Annotated in this window: 13 protein-coding genes; 7 read left to right on the forward strand and 6 right to left on the reverse strand. The window is 38.9% G+C overall.

The features are described from left to right. Positions 1–387: 387 nt before the first annotated feature. Together ACOMC3_RS08895 and ACOMC3_RS08900 are read right to left on the reverse strand one after the other, a co-directional pair. Complete coding sequence (locus ACOMC3_RS08895) at positions 388–1119, reverse strand: LytR/AlgR family response regulator transcription factor (protein WP_420319191.1); 732 nt, start codon at positions 1117–1119, stop codon at positions 388–390. A gap of 7 nt (positions 1120–1126) precedes the next feature. Beyond that, entirely contained in the window at positions 1127–4003 is a 2877-nt protein-coding gene (locus ACOMC3_RS08900) for a histidine kinase (protein WP_420319192.1), read from the reverse strand. 137 nt (positions 4004–4140) lie between these two features. Here ACOMC3_RS08900 and ACOMC3_RS08905 point away from each other — a divergent pair, with 137 nt between their 5' ends. Then, complete coding sequence (locus ACOMC3_RS08905) at positions 4141–6393, forward strand: TonB-dependent receptor (protein WP_420319193.1); 2253 nt, start codon at positions 4141–4143, stop codon at positions 6391–6393. Here the strand turns inward: ACOMC3_RS08905 and ACOMC3_RS08910 are convergent. Next, positions 6390–7124: a transporter gene (locus ACOMC3_RS08910; protein ID WP_420319194.1), complete on the reverse strand. Its 735-nt coding sequence runs from the start codon at positions 7122–7124 to the stop codon at positions 6390–6392. The genes ACOMC3_RS08905 and ACOMC3_RS08910 overlap by 4 nt on opposite strands. Positions 7125–7257: 133 nt before the next feature. Continuing rightward, positions 7258–7464: a DUF6728 family protein gene (locus ACOMC3_RS08915; RefSeq protein ID WP_420319195.1), complete on the reverse strand. Its 207-nt coding sequence runs from the start codon at positions 7462–7464 to the stop codon at positions 7258–7260. A 78-nt stretch (positions 7465–7542) separates the two neighbouring features. Here ACOMC3_RS08915 and ACOMC3_RS08920 point away from each other — a divergent pair, with 78 nt between their 5' ends. The 3 genes from ACOMC3_RS08920 (at position 7543) to ACOMC3_RS08930 (ending at position 10999) form a co-directional block, all read left to right on the forward strand. Beyond that, complete coding sequence (locus ACOMC3_RS08920) at positions 7543–7959, forward strand: Fur family transcriptional regulator (RefSeq protein WP_420319196.1); 417 nt, start codon at positions 7543–7545, stop codon at positions 7957–7959. A 1-nt stretch (position 7960) separates the two neighbouring features. Then, positions 7961–10333, forward strand: coding sequence for a TonB-dependent receptor (locus tag ACOMC3_RS08925; RefSeq protein WP_420319197.1), 2373 nt, complete (start codon positions 7961–7963; stop codon positions 10331–10333). A 72-nt stretch (positions 10334–10405) separates the two neighbouring features. Next, a complete protein-coding gene (locus ACOMC3_RS08930; protein ID WP_420319198.1) occupies positions 10406–10999 on the forward strand; it encodes a hypothetical protein in 594 nt (197 codons plus the stop codon). Between the two features lie 53 nt (positions 11000–11052). Here the strand turns inward: ACOMC3_RS08930 and ACOMC3_RS08935 are convergent, their stop codons facing one another. After that, positions 11053–12708 (reverse strand): AMP-binding protein, encoded by a 1656-nt coding sequence (locus tag ACOMC3_RS08935; RefSeq protein WP_420319199.1) that lies wholly within the window; start codon positions 12706–12708, stop codon positions 11053–11055. Positions 12709–12849: 141 nt separating this feature from the next. Here ACOMC3_RS08935 and ACOMC3_RS08940 point away from each other — a divergent pair, with 141 nt between their 5' ends. From ACOMC3_RS08940 to ACOMC3_RS08950, 3 genes are all read left to right on the forward strand, one after another. Next, positions 12850–13905 carry a bestrophin family protein gene (locus ACOMC3_RS08940; protein WP_420319200.1) on the forward strand — a complete coding sequence of 352 codons (1056 nt, stop codon included), beginning with the start codon at positions 12850–12852 and terminating at the stop codon, positions 13903–13905. Between the two features lie 73 nt (positions 13906–13978). After that, a complete protein-coding gene (locus tag ACOMC3_RS08945; protein WP_420319201.1) occupies positions 13979–15280 on the forward strand; it encodes a M24 family metallopeptidase in 1302 nt (433 codons plus the stop codon). Further along, positions 15277–15834 (forward strand): VanZ family protein, encoded by a 558-nt coding sequence (locus ACOMC3_RS08950; RefSeq protein ID WP_420319202.1) that lies wholly within the window; start codon positions 15277–15279, stop codon positions 15832–15834. Before ACOMC3_RS08945 ends, ACOMC3_RS08950 begins: the two co-directional genes overlap by 4 nt. Positions 15835–15889: 55 nt before the next feature. On the opposite strand, the gene ACOMC3_RS08955 is transcribed toward ACOMC3_RS08950, so the two are convergent. Then, positions 15890–16441, reverse strand: coding sequence for a GNAT family N-acetyltransferase (locus ACOMC3_RS08955; RefSeq protein WP_420319203.1), 552 nt, complete (start codon positions 16439–16441; stop codon positions 15890–15892). Positions 16442–16445: the final 4 nt, after the last annotated feature.

The following is a 16445-nucleotide window of genomic DNA, read 5'->3' on the forward strand; positions in this document are numbered from 1 at the left end:
ACTGTAAATGCCTTTATTTCAATTGGTTATACGACCATTTACTATGAGCAAATATTCAATGAAAAATATCATCATCATTTGCTATTAATGAGATGAGTTAAAACGTTTGCGGGATTGGTTGTGAATATTTTCATTGGGTAGTTTGTTTCATTAAGATTCAGAAAATTCTATGCTAATTGGATAAAAGCCACAACAAATTGATGACCAGTACGGCCTTCAAAATGAGTCTAGCATTAGGAGTTATTAAGTGAGTTTTTAAAGCCAGTTGGAATCTATCCATCCTCCAAAGAAAACTAATGCGTGAATAAGGATAAAGGAAAATCACATCCAATGAACGAAGACCCCATTTTTTTGGATAAGTGGTAGGGTTGGCTGAACGAATGACATTCAAAGGACTTTCAATTTCTGCAACAAAACCTCTTTCCTATTCCTGGAAACTTCGATGGTTTGTTGGTTGTGTAAAATTAATACACCCTTCTTTTTATCGTATGAACGTACTTTGTCAATGTTCACGATATACGATCGGTGTACCCTGATGAATCGATCTGGATCCATGTATTTTTCAAACTCGCCTATTGATTTGGACGCTAATACGATTCCTTCAGTGGTATGGAAATTTGAATAGTTCTTTTCAGAGGATAGATATAGCAGTTTATCCAAATCGATTATGTGAAAACCATCAAGCGTGCTGATCGCCATTCGTTGAGGGTTTTTCTTTTCCAGAAGTTCGCTTAAAAGCTCCATGCGTTCCTTTCCTGTTGAGGTTTCTTTAAACCGATTGATTGCAATAATTAATTCTTCTTTACCGACAGGCTTCAATAGATAGTCAATGGCTGATAATCTGAAAGCCTTTATCGCGTATTCTTCATGTGCAGTTGTGAATATGACTTTAGCTGATTCAGTATCTTTAATCCGTTCCAGAAGATCCAGTCCAGTGCCCTTCGGCATGTTTATATCTAGAAATATTAGGTCGGGATTTTGAGCAACAATAAGCTGGAATGCTTCTTCTATATTATTCGCTATCCCAACTAGCTCTATCTCAGGACAATGCCTTTCTAAAGTAATCTCAAGTGCACGAACAGCTCTTGGTTCATCGTCTACAATCAATGACCTTATCATATTCTTGTTAAGTTAATTCATTTGGGTAATCGAATATGATTTTAGTACCTGTCTCATCAGAATCAATCTTAAAACTACTCTTTCTTCCCTTGAGCTGATTAATCAATTCTATTCGCTCTTTCACCAGCTGAAGACCTGAGGGTCTATCATCAAAATTTTGATCTTGGAATCCAGTTCCATTATCATGAATTTCGACCTTTACAACATCATCTTTTTGTTCGAATTTCAATAGGATTTTGCCTTCTTTAGCCGAAGGCTGTATTCCATGCCAAATTGCATTTTCTAATAATGGCTGAATAATCATGGATGGAACTTTGTGTTCAGTTACATCAATCTTGCTAGTATCAACCTGAAAATCAATTGGCTTATTAATTCTTATTTTCTCTAGTTCTATATAAAGTTTAATAGCCTCAAGTTCATCATCCATTCTAATCGACAATTCATTTGAATGATTTAGAATGTTTCGCATCAATTTGCCATATTTCAATAAGTAATCTTCTGCAAGATCATTCTCCTTTTCCAGGATATATGAATGTATTGAATTAAGAGAATTGAAAAGAAAATGTGGATTTATTTGCGCTTTTAAGGCTTTCAAATCAGATTCGATTTTTTGCCTGCTCAGCAATTGCTTTCTTTTTCTAGACCTGCTAATACTGTTAGTTGCTAAAGTGATCGAAAAGAGTAAAATCGAAGCGATAAGTATTTTAAACCAAAGGGTTCTCCAAAAAACATTTTCTATGGAAAATGAAATCGATGATGGTTCGGTCCAGTCACTATTTAATGATTTGACTCTTACTTCAAATGTGTAATTGCCGGGTTCTAAGTTCGAGAACAGAAACTCATTGTTCGGACTAGTTGTCCAGCTCTCTGCTGATTCATTTTGGTTATATAATTTGAATTGATATGATAAATTGTTGTGATCCTTGAAATAAATTGTTTTGGTATTGACTTGAATAATGCCAACGTCATAAGGAAATGTAATGTCTTTATCAAGTGTATTGATTACAGTATCTGAGGTTCGAAGCTCATCTACGATGACAGGAAACCTGATTGTATCATTAAAATTTTCCGAATGTTTAAACGAAAACAATCCGTTATCTTGTCCCATGTAAACATCACCTGAGTAATAAACAACGTCAACCACGCGTGCTGGCTCCAATCCATGTGATTCTGTAATGTGGGTAGTTTCGACAACCTCTTCCTTGTTAAAAATGAATTTACTAATCCCTTTTGGGGTGGATGAATAAAGAGTAGAATCAATTAGTAAGACTTTGTTAAAAACATCTGAATAATTTTCAATGCGATAGCCAGAGATTTCATTAGATGGAATGGTGAAAATTAATTGTTTAGGAAGTCTTAATAACCCGTTTCCATTGGTTACCAGCCATAATTTATCAAATTTATCAAGAGCAATGCTTGTCACTCTTATTTGATCAAATTCAGGAAATCTTTTGACGGTCAAATCAGAAAGGTTCAGTGAGAACAACCCATTTGAACCAGCCAATAAAATCGAGTGATCAAACAATATAAAATCCCAAATTTTACCAACGTTTTCATAATCAAAATTGTATAATTCGTCGTTTTTTAAATTGGTATAAATTAGTTCATCAAATGAATGATAAATAAACTCACTGTCTTTTAACAGACTATAAAAAAGGTCTACAGTAAATCCACTAGTGCTAGGTTTTTCATTTTTTAATAGACTTGAGCTGCTTAAAACCCACATGTTTTGCAATGGGTCAACATAGAATGATTTAATATATGATAATTCGAGCGTGCTTATATTTTCTAATTCATCCTTTAAAAATTGGTTCGTTCTGGCGATCAATCTATTTCTGTATGCGATATATAAATAATTAGGTGTTGAATATAATTTTTCAACATTTCTAATCTGAACAGGATACTTCTTTTTTACAGGCTGGTTTGGTATGAAAAATGCTCCCGATTTTAGGGTTGAGAACCAGATATTATCATCAAAGTCATAAATAAATTTCGTAACCTCTTCTAAATCAATAAAGTCGGAAGTCGTCAAATTTTCTGGATCGATTAGTTTTATTCCATCACTAGTATAGAGAAAAACTCGATCTCTAATCGCCTCAATATTATAGACCACATAATCATGTACACTCTGAATATGAAAGAGCTGTTGATCTAAATTAATCTTGAAAAATTGATGTGTTGAATTTGTACCTCTCGAGACACCAAAAATTTCGTCTTTAAAAACATTAACATATGAAAAATTGGCGAAACCTTTCCTGTTACTTAATTCTTGAAATTCAATTGAATCAGAATCCAAGTTAGAAATAAGATCAGATACTAAATAATATTTAATTGAAGTACTGTTGATAAGCAGCCAGTAACATTTATTATTAATTATGACTAAATAATTTTTATCATTTTCAGAACTTAAAGTTTTTATTCGTTTATTGGGATTTAATATTTTAACTCCTTCCCATAATGAGCTTATAAAAATTTCATTTTCATCTTCTACAATGCTTGTAAGTCTTGATTCTAAATCGGCACCAGCTAAAAATGGATCATTGGATGAGTTGAGAATTCGACCATCCTTCAAATAGCAGACTTTACCATTAAACGTATACATCCAAATACGACCCTGAGAATCCTTAAAAAAGTTAAGGATGTCCATATCGGGTAATCCTTCTTTTAATCCATAATTTTTAAATTCCAGTCCATCAAATCGACTAAGTCCTGCATCTGTCCCAAACCAAATAAATCCCTGGTCATCTTGAATGACGGCATAGACTGTATTAGAAGGTAATCCGTCTTTAATGGTGTAATTAACCGCATTAGATAATGATAATTGACCAAAGACCAAACTGTCTAGCAATAGCTGAAGGATAAGAAAGCAAGTAATTCGCCGCACATCAGCAAATTATGAATATTACATCATCAGATCAAATTGAAATTTAAAGGGATCTCATATTTTTAGACTAATCTAAATTTTTGTTTTGTTTTAACTAATTTATAGTTTTGCATAATCGTAATATATAAAGCGAGTCAATGCAATTTGGAATAATCATTTGTCTTCTATTACCAGTCATGACAATCGGCCAACATACCATAAAAGGGAATGTTAGCTTTCACGGTGAAGGATTTCCCGGTGCGACTGTACGCCTACTAGAAACAGATTATGGTGCTGTTACCGATGCGGCTGGAGACTTTACAATTACGGATTTGCCGGAAGGGACCTACACACTAGAAATACGATCTGTTGGTTTTAAAATGGAAAAGCAAGAAGTAGCTGTTCCTACCACGCAGAATTTACAAATTGAATTACAAGAAAGCACACTTACAATGGACGAAGTGGTTGTTACTGGGACTATGCAGCCCACTTTCGTATCACAATCCCCTGTTAAGGTAGAAGTAATCACTTCAAAGCACTTAAATACCTACATCCCTGCGGCAGCAACAAGTGTTGTGGAAGGGATATCTCTTGTTAATGGTGTACAGGAAGTAGTGGCCTGTGGTGTTTGCTTTACTAATAGCATCTCTATCAATGGTCTTCCGGGACCTTACACCGCAGTACTCATGGATGGCTCTCCTATTTATGGAAACTTAGCTTCTGTTTATGGATTAAACGGAATCCCCAGTATGATCATCGATCGGTTTGAGGTGATCAAAGGACCGAGCTCCACACTTTATGGGTCAGAGGCCGTTGCTGGTGTAATCAACATCATCACCAAAGACCCTTCAACCCAACCCCTCCTATCTGCCGATGTGATGGGCACGTCACACTACGAGTCATTCGGTAATTTTTCATACGCACCAAAAATTGGTAATAGCAATGGTTTTATAGGATTAAATTATGCTTACATCAATGACTTTGATGATAGAAATGGGGATGGTTTTGGGGACAATATCAATCTGGACAGAATATCACTGTTTTCAAAATGGGATATCCACAGACCTTCCGGTAAAAAATTCTCATTATCTGGCAAATACTACTATGAAGATCGAAGAAACGGAGTGAAAGAATTTCTAGAAGACAGAAATTATCGAGAGCTCAGAGGAAGCGATCAAATTTATGGAGAAAGTATCTACACCAATCGATTGGAAATATTTGGCACTTATGAACTCCCGTTCTCAGAAAAGATAAGAGTCGATTATTCCTTAAGTACCCACGAGCAAGATTCATATTACGGTGCTGATTATTATCAAGCATCGCAAGACATTTTGTTTGCCAACTTAATTTGGGACAAGAGCAGAGGAGGCCATCAGGTAACGACAGGTATTACTTCTCGTTACCAAACGTATGATGACAATACGATTGCCACAGAGAATAATGGATCCAACCATCCGGATAATCAATTCATTCCTGGCCTATTCATGCAAGATGAATGGAAAATGTCTGATTCTTTTACAGCTTTAGCGGGAGCCAGACTTGATCATTACCAAGATCACGGACTGATTGCTGCTCCACGATTAAACCTCAAATACAAGCCTGGTCAATGGACCACCCTTAGATCTAACTTTGGTACGGGTTTTCGAATCGTGAATTTATTTACAGAGGATCATGCATTTGTTACGGGTCAACGTGAAGTAATCATAGAAGAAGAGCTTCAGCCCGAAGAATCTTATAACTTCTCACTGAATCTCAATCACATTTATACCATCGGCACAAGCCAGGGAATGTTAGACATTGATGCTTACTACACCTACTTCACCAATAAGATCACTCCGGATTATGAAACCGATGGTCAAATTCGGTATGCAAACACAGATGGATTTGCTGTTAGTAAAGGCATTGGGATGAACCTGCAGCAAGAATTCGAGTTTCCTTTAGCCTTCAACCTGGGCTTTAATATTCAGGATGTAACAGAAATAGAAAATAATGAATCAAGACAAATTGAGTTTGCGCCTGAATGGACAGGAATATTGACGGCTAATTACAACCTCAAAGCATGGAACACACAAATTGGCTATACTGCGCGTTTGACCGGTCCAATGGCTTTGCCTGTCGTTTTTGATCTGGATGAAAATGGTGACCCGCTACCGGATCCCAGGCCCACTTCATCTGCGACATTTGCCATTCACAACCTTCAAATAGCTAAAACATTGAAATCAGGGTGGTCGATTTATGGTGGTGTTCAAAACATCTTTGATTATGTCCAACCATGGTCACCACTGACCGGCACCAATGATCCAAATGCGAATCTTGGCTTTAGCGATAGTTTCGATACGGCATATGCATACTCTCCTATCCATGGACGCGAGATTTACCTTGGAATCAGTTGGAGTCTTGCTAGAAACTAAAAACCAATCGCGGCACCAAATCCAAAAAAGGAATCAGGTGATATATCTGAAAGTCCAATTCCTCCTGTCAGATCAACTTGAAAGTTGTTCTTTACTAAATAGATAAACCCTGCATTGAATCGATGATCTGATCCACCATCATAGATAAATCCATATGGTTCAGCAAAGACGGTCCATCCAGGCTGGAATGAATATCCCAATACGGCCGTATAAATGGTGGTTGTGTTATCCTCTGGAAATGCAAATCCAATGTTGTAGCCTAATGATAAAAACTCCGAGAGTGTATTGGAAAAGTTAAAACGTACTTCTGGAATGGCCTCTCCTGGACGGAACGCATCATCGCCATTATCCAAAGTGACTTGTGCAATTACACTGGTCTGTGGAACCGCTCCCTGCTCCCCTATCACGTGAATTTTAGTACCTAAAGTCAGCGGCGATAATCCACTTACTTTCACATCTGTTACCGTATTTTTTGTTTGTTGAATGTTCTGGGTAACTCGAAATTCTACGCCTTGAAAAAGGCCGATACGTGCATGTAGATTAGCAAACGTTAAATTATTAAGATCGCCTGCTGATTCATGGATAAATCCATATTCAATAATGGCATTTCCTTTTGGCACCACCATAGAAGCAGCTGATTGCGTGGGTCTGTCTGTTACCATTGGATCAGAATCTTGCGCCATAGATACCATAGTACCCAACACAAAAAGGAAGGTTAATACATTTTTCATGTAGCTAATTTAACAGTGAATTATTAGAAGAAGTGAAGAATAACTTCTTCATTTTTATTTTAGACTATACGGGAAAATGCGCAATCAAAAACTCAAATTTCCTTTGATCGCAATAACATCTGTATTTGAAAATTTACGCCCTGGAGATGGCTCGTACAATCATCACGATCACTGCTCCCAAAAACATCAAAATAGATATCTTATTAATGGTATGCATCGCTTTAAGATTGAAGCTTTTTGGGCGATTGGGGTCTTTCTTTCGGAAAAAATAAGTCAATACCTCACTGAAGTCAAAATAGTTGACTTTCTCATTGTTGTTATGCTGCTCTCGGTTTTCCATATTTCAATAAACTACAAACATAAGAAAAGTGTTTACCAATTCTTAATGCAATTAAGTTGCATAAAGTATATTTGTGTCATGCAGGAAAACCTGAAACAAATACTAAAGAATCACAGCCTAAGGATAACGGATTGCCGGCTGGACGTGATGCAATATTTTCTGGATGAAAAGAATGCGCTCTCGCAAGGAGATCTGGAAAACAGGTTAACAAAATATGATCGTGTCACACTTTATAGAACATTAAATAGCTTTCTTGACTCTGGTATCCTTCATAAAATCCCCAATGAGACTGGCAGTGCTACTTACGGATTGTGTCACGATACCTGCTCACCCGATCATCACGATCACAATCACATTCACTTTAAGTGCAACACCTGCGGACAGATTGAATGCCTGAACCAACAACAACCCATGCCGAAAGTATCCTTACCGGAAGGTTATCAAACAGAAGGAATCAACCTCATTGTAGACGGCAAGTGTGCCAATTGTGCCTGATATGAAATATCTGATATTCGCGTTATTGTCTTTAAATGCATGGTGTTCTTTTAGTCAAAAACCTTGCGACCGTTCTGTTACCGGGCGGATTCTTGATATCGACACCAACGAGCCACTCTCATATGCAACAGTTAAAATTCAAAATTCAGATATAGGCGCCATTGCTGATGATTCAGGATTTTTCGAAATAACTGGAATTTGCGAGGATGAAATCGATCTGGAAGTACGCTTTCTTGGGTATAAGAAAGTGGTTCACCATCACGATTTCCATCACCCCTCTCCAGTGATTTATATGGCCTCTGAGGAGACGCTACTTGAAAGCGTGGTTGTAGAAGAAGAGCTTAATGCTCACGAACTAAAAACTTTAGATCCTAAAGATATTGATATCGATGTATCTGAAAGTTTGGGAACGACGGCAGGAGAACTGCTCTCCAAAGCTTCCGGAGTATACACCTTAAGAACCGGACAAAATGTGGTAAAGCCTGTTGTTCATGGACTACACTCAAACCGTGTGCTAATCATTAATAACGGAGTACGTCACTCCTATCAAGCCTGGGGATCTGAACATGCACCTGAAATAGACCCTTCGCAAATTGAAAGAATCCAGCTGATCAAAGGGGCATCCACCGTTCGATATGGACCCGACGCGCTGGGAGGTGTTATTCTTTTTAATGCACCAACACCTTCTTACAACACCAAATTTGGTGGAGATATCAGTACCGGTTTTCAGACGAATGGTCGGGCATATAGTGCAGAATTCACGACTCAAGCTGGCTATGAGCGTAACGCCTGGATGATTAGCGTGAACGGAACAAAGCAAGGAGACCTGCATGCACCCAACTATCAACTGACAAATACAGGAAAGAGAGAAATAGGCTATTCAGCAGCGACACGTCATCATTTTTCATGGATTGATATCGATTTATACTTCAGCCATTTTGAGCAAGAACTTGGCATTTTAAGAGGATCTGTAAATGGGAATCTCGATGACTTTGCCAATGCAATTGGAGCGGAAGTACCCAATGAAACAAGACCGTTCTCTTATGAAATTCGAACACCACGACAAGAAACGATACACGATCTATTTAAGATTAAAACGGCCATATTTCTTGGAGATCAGCAGTTTGATCTTCAATATGCCTTTCAACAAAATAAACGCCGCGAGTTTGATATTAGAAGAGGAACAAATAATGATCGTCCAGCCATTAATCTGAGTTTAAATACGCACACAATAGATTTTGACTGGGATCACCCTAGCTCTGGCAATTGGGCGGGTACTGTAGGACTTCAGTTCTTTTCGCAAAACAATGATAATCTTCCGGGAACAAATACCATCCCATTTGTACCTAATTACAATAACACGAACATTGGAATGTTCGCAGTAGAATCCTACTCAACCAACAAAACCACCTATGAAGCTGGCATTCGTTTCGATTTTCTTAACATGAATGTCCGTGGAAGAGATTCGAGTAACGACGTTTATAGGGATGACCTTAACTATCAGAATTTCACTTTCACGACAGGATTCATCCATAAATTTAGTGATCGTGTTTCCTTAAGATCAAATATTGGGACGGCCTGGAGAGCACCAAATATCAATGAACTGTACAGCTTTGGAAAGCACCAGAACATCATTGAATATGGGCTTTGGAGATACGAATTGTTTCCTGCTAATGATAGCATTTCAACATCAGGGGTGCTAACACAAGATTTAAAAGAAGTTAAAAGTGAGCGAGGCATCAAATGGATAAACACACTGAGGATTCAAGGGGATGCAGTAAGCGCTGAATTTACTCCATACATCAATTGGATTGAGAACTATTTCTTCATTCGGCCTTATGGTCTGACCAATACCGTAAGAGGCACCTTCCCCTACTTTATCCATGACCAAACAAATGCTTTTTACACCGGATTAGATATTGATATAAGTAAAACCTGGGGTGAAGATCTAACTGGTGAATTTAAGCTGTCCTATGTTTATGCAAGAGATGTATCCAACAATCAGTCATTTGTGGGAATCCCACCACTCAACCTTCAGATTGAACTTGTTCGAACCCTTGGTAATTTCACTATTCTGCTTAATCCATCCTGGACGGCAAGGCAAACCCACCAGCCACCAGTAATATCAGCAGGTACCATTGCTGAGTCCGAACAAATACAATTTGATCGTTCTGGTACATTTGATTTCCTCCCCGCTCCAGATGCGTTCTTCTTGATGAATTCTTCTGTCAAATATCAGAAGAACCGCTTCACTGCAAAGCTTTCAGGAGAGAACCTCTTCAATACCTCCTATCGTCGATACACCGATCAATCCCGCTACTTCGCTGATGATTTAGGTATCAATATCAAGGTCTTTTTAAGCTATTCTTTCTAATTATTACAACATTGTTGCATTTATAAAAATGAAGGTATATACTTGCAATAGTATTGCATAAACAAAAACATCATGAAAGAAATTAGAAAGTTTTGGATACTCGGGCTCGTATTCACTTTGGTCCTGAGCAGCTGTGGAGACGATGATCTACCTCCTGAAGAAAACGAGGAAGAGGTTATTGATCGTGTAACACTTACATTCACACCAGACGATGGTGGAACCACAGTAGTAGCTACCGCAACAGACCCAGATGGTGAGGGTGTTGAAAACTTTGAAACTCAAACAATCAACCTTGCGATCAATACCTCATATGATCTGGCTATATCAATAGAAAACACTCAAGAAGGTGAGAATATTACAGAAGAGATTGAAGCAGAAGCCGAAGAGCATATGTTCTTCTTTTCATTCACTGATGGCATTTTCAGCGACCCTTCAGGTAATGGTAATATAGCCGATCGTGAAGGAACTGTGAATTATGATGATTACGATACTAATGATAATCCTGTTGGTCTTTCTACCACTTGGTTCACTGCAGGGGCGTCACCTGGAGATGGTGAATTTAGAATCTTGCTAAAGCATCAGCCGGATGTCAAATCAGCAACTTCAACATCTAATGATGGAGAGACTGATATCGATATCACATGGACGATTAATATCTCTGAATAAAGCATTATTAATTTTCTCATAATTTGGTACTAAGGAGCTTTACGGCTCCTTTTTTATGCTTCAAGATCTTCCTCATACACCACGCGCTCTTCTCTTTCAAACCAAACCGGATAGTATTCCTGATGAATGGCTTCTACCCTATTTCTTCTGATTTTAAGCGAAGGCGTCATCAATCCATTTTCCACCGTCCACTGCTCCTTCATAATTACAGCTTTCTCCACTTTTTCATATGCCTTAAGTGTTGGATTGAGCTTTTCAATGGTCTCAATTAACGACTGATTTAGTTCTTCCCTGGTTTTTTCTTTTGCCGCTTCCGTAGGTACGATCAATGCCATGGGTTGAGCTATACCCATTCCTACCAGACAAATTTGCTCTACATCGGTGTTTTTTGAAATCTGTAACTCAATTCCTGATGGATCTACGTATTTTCCTTTGTCCGTTTTGAACTGATCTTTAATTCGTCCGGTGATTGATAGGTAGCCATCATGATCAAACTCTCCAATGTCTCCGGTTCTCAAGTAGCCATCATCCGCAAACATCTCTGCTGTTTTTTCCGGCTCCTTATAATAACCAACCATGAGGCAGTCATTTTTAATCAATATCTCTCCTTCGGCTGATAGTTTGGAATCTACACCTGGAAGTGGTTTACCTACTTTACCAAATTTATTGGCATTAGGTAAACTGAAATGTGAAAGGATGCAATCCTCTGTCATCCCATAGCATTGCTTGATCTCCACTCCCAGTTTTGCATACCACTCCTGGAGGCTGAGGGCTAAGGGAGCCGCACCAGAAAAGCAGGTTGCGTTGTTTAAGCCAAGCTTTGTGCGAATCTTCTTCTTAACAATATTTCCGATAATCGGTAGTGACAATAGCTTATCCAGCTTTTTTTGTGGCATTTTCTCCAGAATCTTTTCCTGAAATTTTTGCCAGATTCGTGGTACTGCCAGGAAAACATCAGGACCGGTGTTTGCCAAATCTTCTGCAAAAGTGTCAAGCGTCTCCGGAAAGCTAACAGTACCACCTTTATAAATCGCCCCCATCTCAATACCTATTCGTTCCGCAATGTGAGACAATGGCAAATAAGAAAAGAATTTGCTGTTCATGGGGATTTCGAGTGAATCAAGTCCGGTAGATGCAATGATATTAAAGGACTTCACTTTGTGCATTACACCCTTAGGGTTGCCTGTAGTACCTGAGGTGTACATGATCGTGATTAAATCTTCCGGGTTTTGTTTAGCCGGTTCAAAATCTGGAACATCCTTCTCTATCAATCCCTCCCAAGCATGCTGCTCTGTAATGCCATAAAGTTCCACTCCTATTCTTATAATATCCGGAATACCTGACTGCTGAGTGCTATAATCATCCAATTTGCCAATTATGATTGCTTTGCTTTCACTATGAACCAAAATTTCATTAATGCTATCTGCATCTAAGGTTGGGTAGATGGGAATGGAGATAAATCCTCCCAACATAATGGCTAAATCTGCCATAAACCAATGAGCACAATTCTTGGAGAGAATGGCCACATGATCACCCTTCTTTAAGCCCAATTCCTGAAGGGAGGCTGCTACCTTGCAAGCTTGGTCATAAGCATCAACTCTACTATAGTCAATGTACTTTCTATTAATGGGTTGTTTAAGGAATGTTTTATTTGGGTTTTCCTTTAGCCAGTAGTCTATTGCTTCTAGCGGGGTGTTAAAAGTCTGCATGTTATTCGGTGGTTAATTAGTTTAAACTAAGATATTCATTTCTTACCATTTGATAAGAGCATCAATGAATTCCTCACTATTTTAGTATGGTTGAACCATTGAGATATTGCTACCTGTTGAAAGGTCTAATTACAACCAACCATGTACACCCGACGGACATACAAATTCTCTGAACTCGCTATATGGACTCGTTTTGACACACTGAGAATACTATTAATCATTGTAATTTGGGTCTTTGCCTATTCTTTTCTTGACATTGCCTGGTTACAAATTCCATGGACGCCCATTGCACTAATTGGTACCGCAGTAGCCTTCATCATTGGGTTTCAGAATAATGTTACATATGATCGAATCTGGGAAGCACGCAAAATTTGGGGTGGAATTGTTAACACCTCACGTTCATTCGGAATGTTTCTGCAGGATATGATTACCAATGAGCATGCGAAAGAAAAGCAAAGTGATGAGGCGCTTGCAAAAGAAGTGAAATCCCTCACCTATAGAAACATAGCCTGGATGACTGCTCTTCGACATGCCATGCGACAACAAAAGCAATGGGAAACCACTGTAAATCAAAGAACCAACCAAGAATGGGGCATTCGTCCGCCAGAAAGACTTTCTACGCTTGAAGATGATCTGAAACCATATCTAAGCAAAGAAGATATGGAAGACGTATTGAGTAAAGACAATAAGCAGACAGCATTGTTATATCAGCAATCTCATCATTTGAGGCGACTCAAAGAATCAGGGCTGATTTGGGAATTTGCCTTTCTGGAATTAGAAGGAGTAGTTAAAGAGATGTTTGACCTTCAAGGCAAAAGTGAACGTATCAAGAATTTCCCCTATCCACGCCAATTTGCAACACTCAACCATTGGTTCATGTGGATCTTATTGTTCTTTCTTCCGGTTGCTCTAGTCCCACAGTTTATGGAAATAGGTGCCAATCTCTCTGATTCATACCCTGTGATTGGAAAGGTTTTCATATGGTTTTCGATCCCGGTTTACACAGCTGTAGGCTGGGTCTTTCATACCATGGAACGAATAGGACGAACAGGAGATAATCCGTTTGAAGGAACGTCTAATGATGTACCAATATCAACCATTGCTAGAGGCATTGAGATCGACCTGAGACAAAACCTTGGTGAAAACAAGGAGGATATCCCTGCACAATTTGAGGTGAAATACAATGTGCAATTTTAGTGTGGCTGGTACCTATTTCAATCCATCTGAATGCATTTTTCAGTAGCTTAGTCAAACCTAAATAGACTAACCGATGCGATTAATATCTACCCTCCTTATTCTAATACTTTCTTTCGCTACTTTTTCTCAGGAAGCCAAACGTCGTTGGCGTAAAATGAATCAAATCAGAAGAGACAAATTTAATTTGGTACTACCTGAGGTCATGCGGGAAAACAACATCGACATGTGGATCATTATGAATCGAGAGGGGCACCTTGATCCCCTTTATTCAGATATGGGAGAAGGATATGTCGGATCATTCGGCAGCTACTACATTTTCACTGATCGTGGTGGTGACCGAATCGAGCGCGTATCCCTTGGCAATGATGGATACCTACTCAAAGAAGGAGGAGCTTATGACTATTTTGGATCGGTAGATGAGTTGAAAGAGTTTGTTGAGACACGAGATCCTAAGCGTATCGGTTTGAACTACTCACGGGCCATCGGTGGTGCAGATGGCCTCTCCTACTCCGGCTATCTGGAACTAGCAGAAATTCTGGGTGAGAAATACGAAGCTCGATTTGTCTCTGCAGAGAAGCTTGTCTCCGATTTTAGGTCTCGACGAGTAGCTAGTGAAATTGCGGTATATGGTGAAGCAGGTGAATTATCGTATCAGATAGCAGAGCGAGCTTTCTCAAATGAGGTGATTACACCGGGAGTCACTACCCTTGAAGATGTGGCCTGGTGGATGAAAGAGCAACAATTCAAAAACAACCTCGGCTCTTCTTTTGGCATGCCTTCCGTCTACCTAACTGGCCCGGAGGGAATCATTGCCACCTCTACCGACAGGATTATTCAGAGAGGTGATGTCCTCATGATCGACTGGGGAGTAAGTTTAATGAACATGTTTACCGACATGAAGCGAATGGCCTATGTACTCAAAGAAGGCGAAACAGCTGTTCCGCCTGGCATTCAAAATGCATTTAACCAAGCAATCAAGGTCAGAGACGTCATTCAGCGGACCATTAAACCCGGTGTAACCGCCCAGCAAGCAGAAGATGCGATTTATGAGAAACTAACAGCTGCTGGATTCAACCGAATGAAGGGGTTTAATCAATCAACCGATCTCGATATGACTGACGTGATTGTTGGATGTCACTCAGTTGGTAATTGGGGGCATGGCATTGGTCCCTCCATTGCATATTGGAATCCGGTCCGTATGGGCTACACTTTACAACCTTCTAATTTGATATCGATTGAGTTCTTTGCCTATACCAAAGTGCCGGAATGGGGAGGTAAAAAGCTTCGTGTACCGCTTGAAGATGATGCCGTAATTACTTCAAGAGGCATTGAGTGGTTGTACCCTATCAATCCGAAGGTATTACTGATCAAATGATTCAATTTAAAACTGCCAAGGAAAAAAGATTCTGGTTTTGGTCATTGATTGTCACCTTAACGATTTTCTCGACTTTATTCATTGGCAGACCATTACAAAACCTATTAGGCGATCAGGATATTCAGGCCATGATATTCGTTTCAGGAATGATCCTGGTTGGTGTGTTGATGCTCGTTAATGGCATACGAAACAAACCCAATACGTATGAGTGGCTTATTTGGATTGGATTAGCGGCTGTTTACATGATGCTTTTCCTTCGGCTAGGCATTCCGGAAAGAAGTCATCTTATTGAATACAGTGTTTTAGCCATTTTCATCCACAATGCCCTAATCGAACGAATGGGATTGGAAAAGCAACATGGGAAGCTCGCACTATTTGCCTTTCTCTGCACCTTTAGCGTTGGAGTCATTGACGAAAGTATCCAGCTTTTCTTACCACACCGAGTGTTTGATATCAATGATATTGTCTTTAATGGATTTGTTTCCGCATGCGCCATTGGTTCACATGTTGGTATTCAATGGATACGAAAAATGAAGAAGGAAAGAAGGAAATAACTGATAGTAAAGAAAGAACTAGACCCCACACTACGGTGAGGTCCAGATTAGTAACCTAAAAGAAAAATGTCATCGCCATCATCAAACTGCGATCAGAAATCTTAAATGATGCTTTCTCAAATAATTTCTGAAGTTGTTCCTCTCGCTGAGAAAGAGAAATATTGCAGGCTCTACAGCCTGATTTTTTGGCCATGCTTAGTGCTATTTTAATTAAGCTTTGTGCATGGTCTTTAATATCATTTTTGACATAGAACTTATTAATGACTGCTTCACGCTTATCGGAGTGAATTACTAACCCTAGGGTTCCCACAATCTCTCCCTCAAATTTTAATATCCAAAAGAATTTTCCTTTGGCGCCATATGAGGAATGAAGGTCCAATAGCTCTTCGTCATAGTATAGATGATCAAGGCCTATACCTCCTCTTTTTACCAATTCTTTTTGAATAAATAGTTTAGCATCTGCATTGTCTTTTGGTGACAATTTTTTAACACTATAGGTACCAGTGTTATAAAATAGTGTGTCTGAAAACTTGTTGGATACCGAGTGAATGGCGGTCATCAAGTTTCCAAATCCATAGCTTTTTTCTAGTGATGAAGTTTTGTCCATAATT

The organism is Ekhidna sp. (assembly GCF_965212185.1).
In the GTDB taxonomy this organism is placed as follows: domain Bacteria; phylum Bacteroidota; class Bacteroidia; order Cytophagales; family Cyclobacteriaceae; genus Ekhidna.

What these genes read in the sequence shown, in the direction of transcription:
- ACOMC3_RS08915 (WP_420319195.1), bottom strand. Translation starts at nt 7,464, where the DNA reads ATGGAAAACCGAGAGCAGCATAACAACAATGAGAAAGTCAACTATTTT.
- ACOMC3_RS08945 (WP_420319201.1), top strand. Translation starts at nt 13,979, where the DNA reads ATGCGATTAATATCTACCCTCCTTATTCTAATACTTTCTTTCGCTACT.
- ACOMC3_RS08940 (WP_420319200.1), top strand. Translation starts at nt 12,850, where the DNA reads ATGTACACCCGACGGACATACAAATTCTCTGAACTCGCTATATGGACT.
- ACOMC3_RS08950 (WP_420319202.1), top strand. Translation starts at nt 15,277, where the DNA reads ATGATTCAATTTAAAACTGCCAAGGAAAAAAGATTCTGGTTTTGGTCA.
- ACOMC3_RS08895 (WP_420319191.1), bottom strand. Translation starts at nt 1,119, where the DNA reads ATGATAAGGTCATTGATTGTAGACGATGAACCAAGAGCTGTTCGTGCA.
- ACOMC3_RS08955 (WP_420319203.1), bottom strand. Translation starts at nt 16,441, where the DNA reads ATGGACAAAACTTCATCACTAGAAAAAAGCTATGGATTTGGAAACTTG.
- ACOMC3_RS08905 (WP_420319193.1), top strand. Translation starts at nt 4,141, where the DNA reads ATGCAATTTGGAATAATCATTTGTCTTCTATTACCAGTCATGACAATC.
- ACOMC3_RS08935 (WP_420319199.1), bottom strand. Translation starts at nt 12,708, where the DNA reads ATGCAGACTTTTAACACCCCGCTAGAAGCAATAGACTACTGGCTAAAG.
- ACOMC3_RS08925 (WP_420319197.1), top strand. Translation starts at nt 7,961, where the DNA reads ATGAAATATCTGATATTCGCGTTATTGTCTTTAAATGCATGGTGTTCT.
- ACOMC3_RS08920 (WP_420319196.1), top strand. Translation starts at nt 7,543, where the DNA reads ATGCAGGAAAACCTGAAACAAATACTAAAGAATCACAGCCTAAGGATA.
- ACOMC3_RS08930 (WP_420319198.1), top strand. Translation starts at nt 10,406, where the DNA reads ATGAAAGAAATTAGAAAGTTTTGGATACTCGGGCTCGTATTCACTTTG.
- ACOMC3_RS08910 (WP_420319194.1), bottom strand. Translation starts at nt 7,124, where the DNA reads ATGAAAAATGTATTAACCTTCCTTTTTGTGTTGGGTACTATGGTATCT.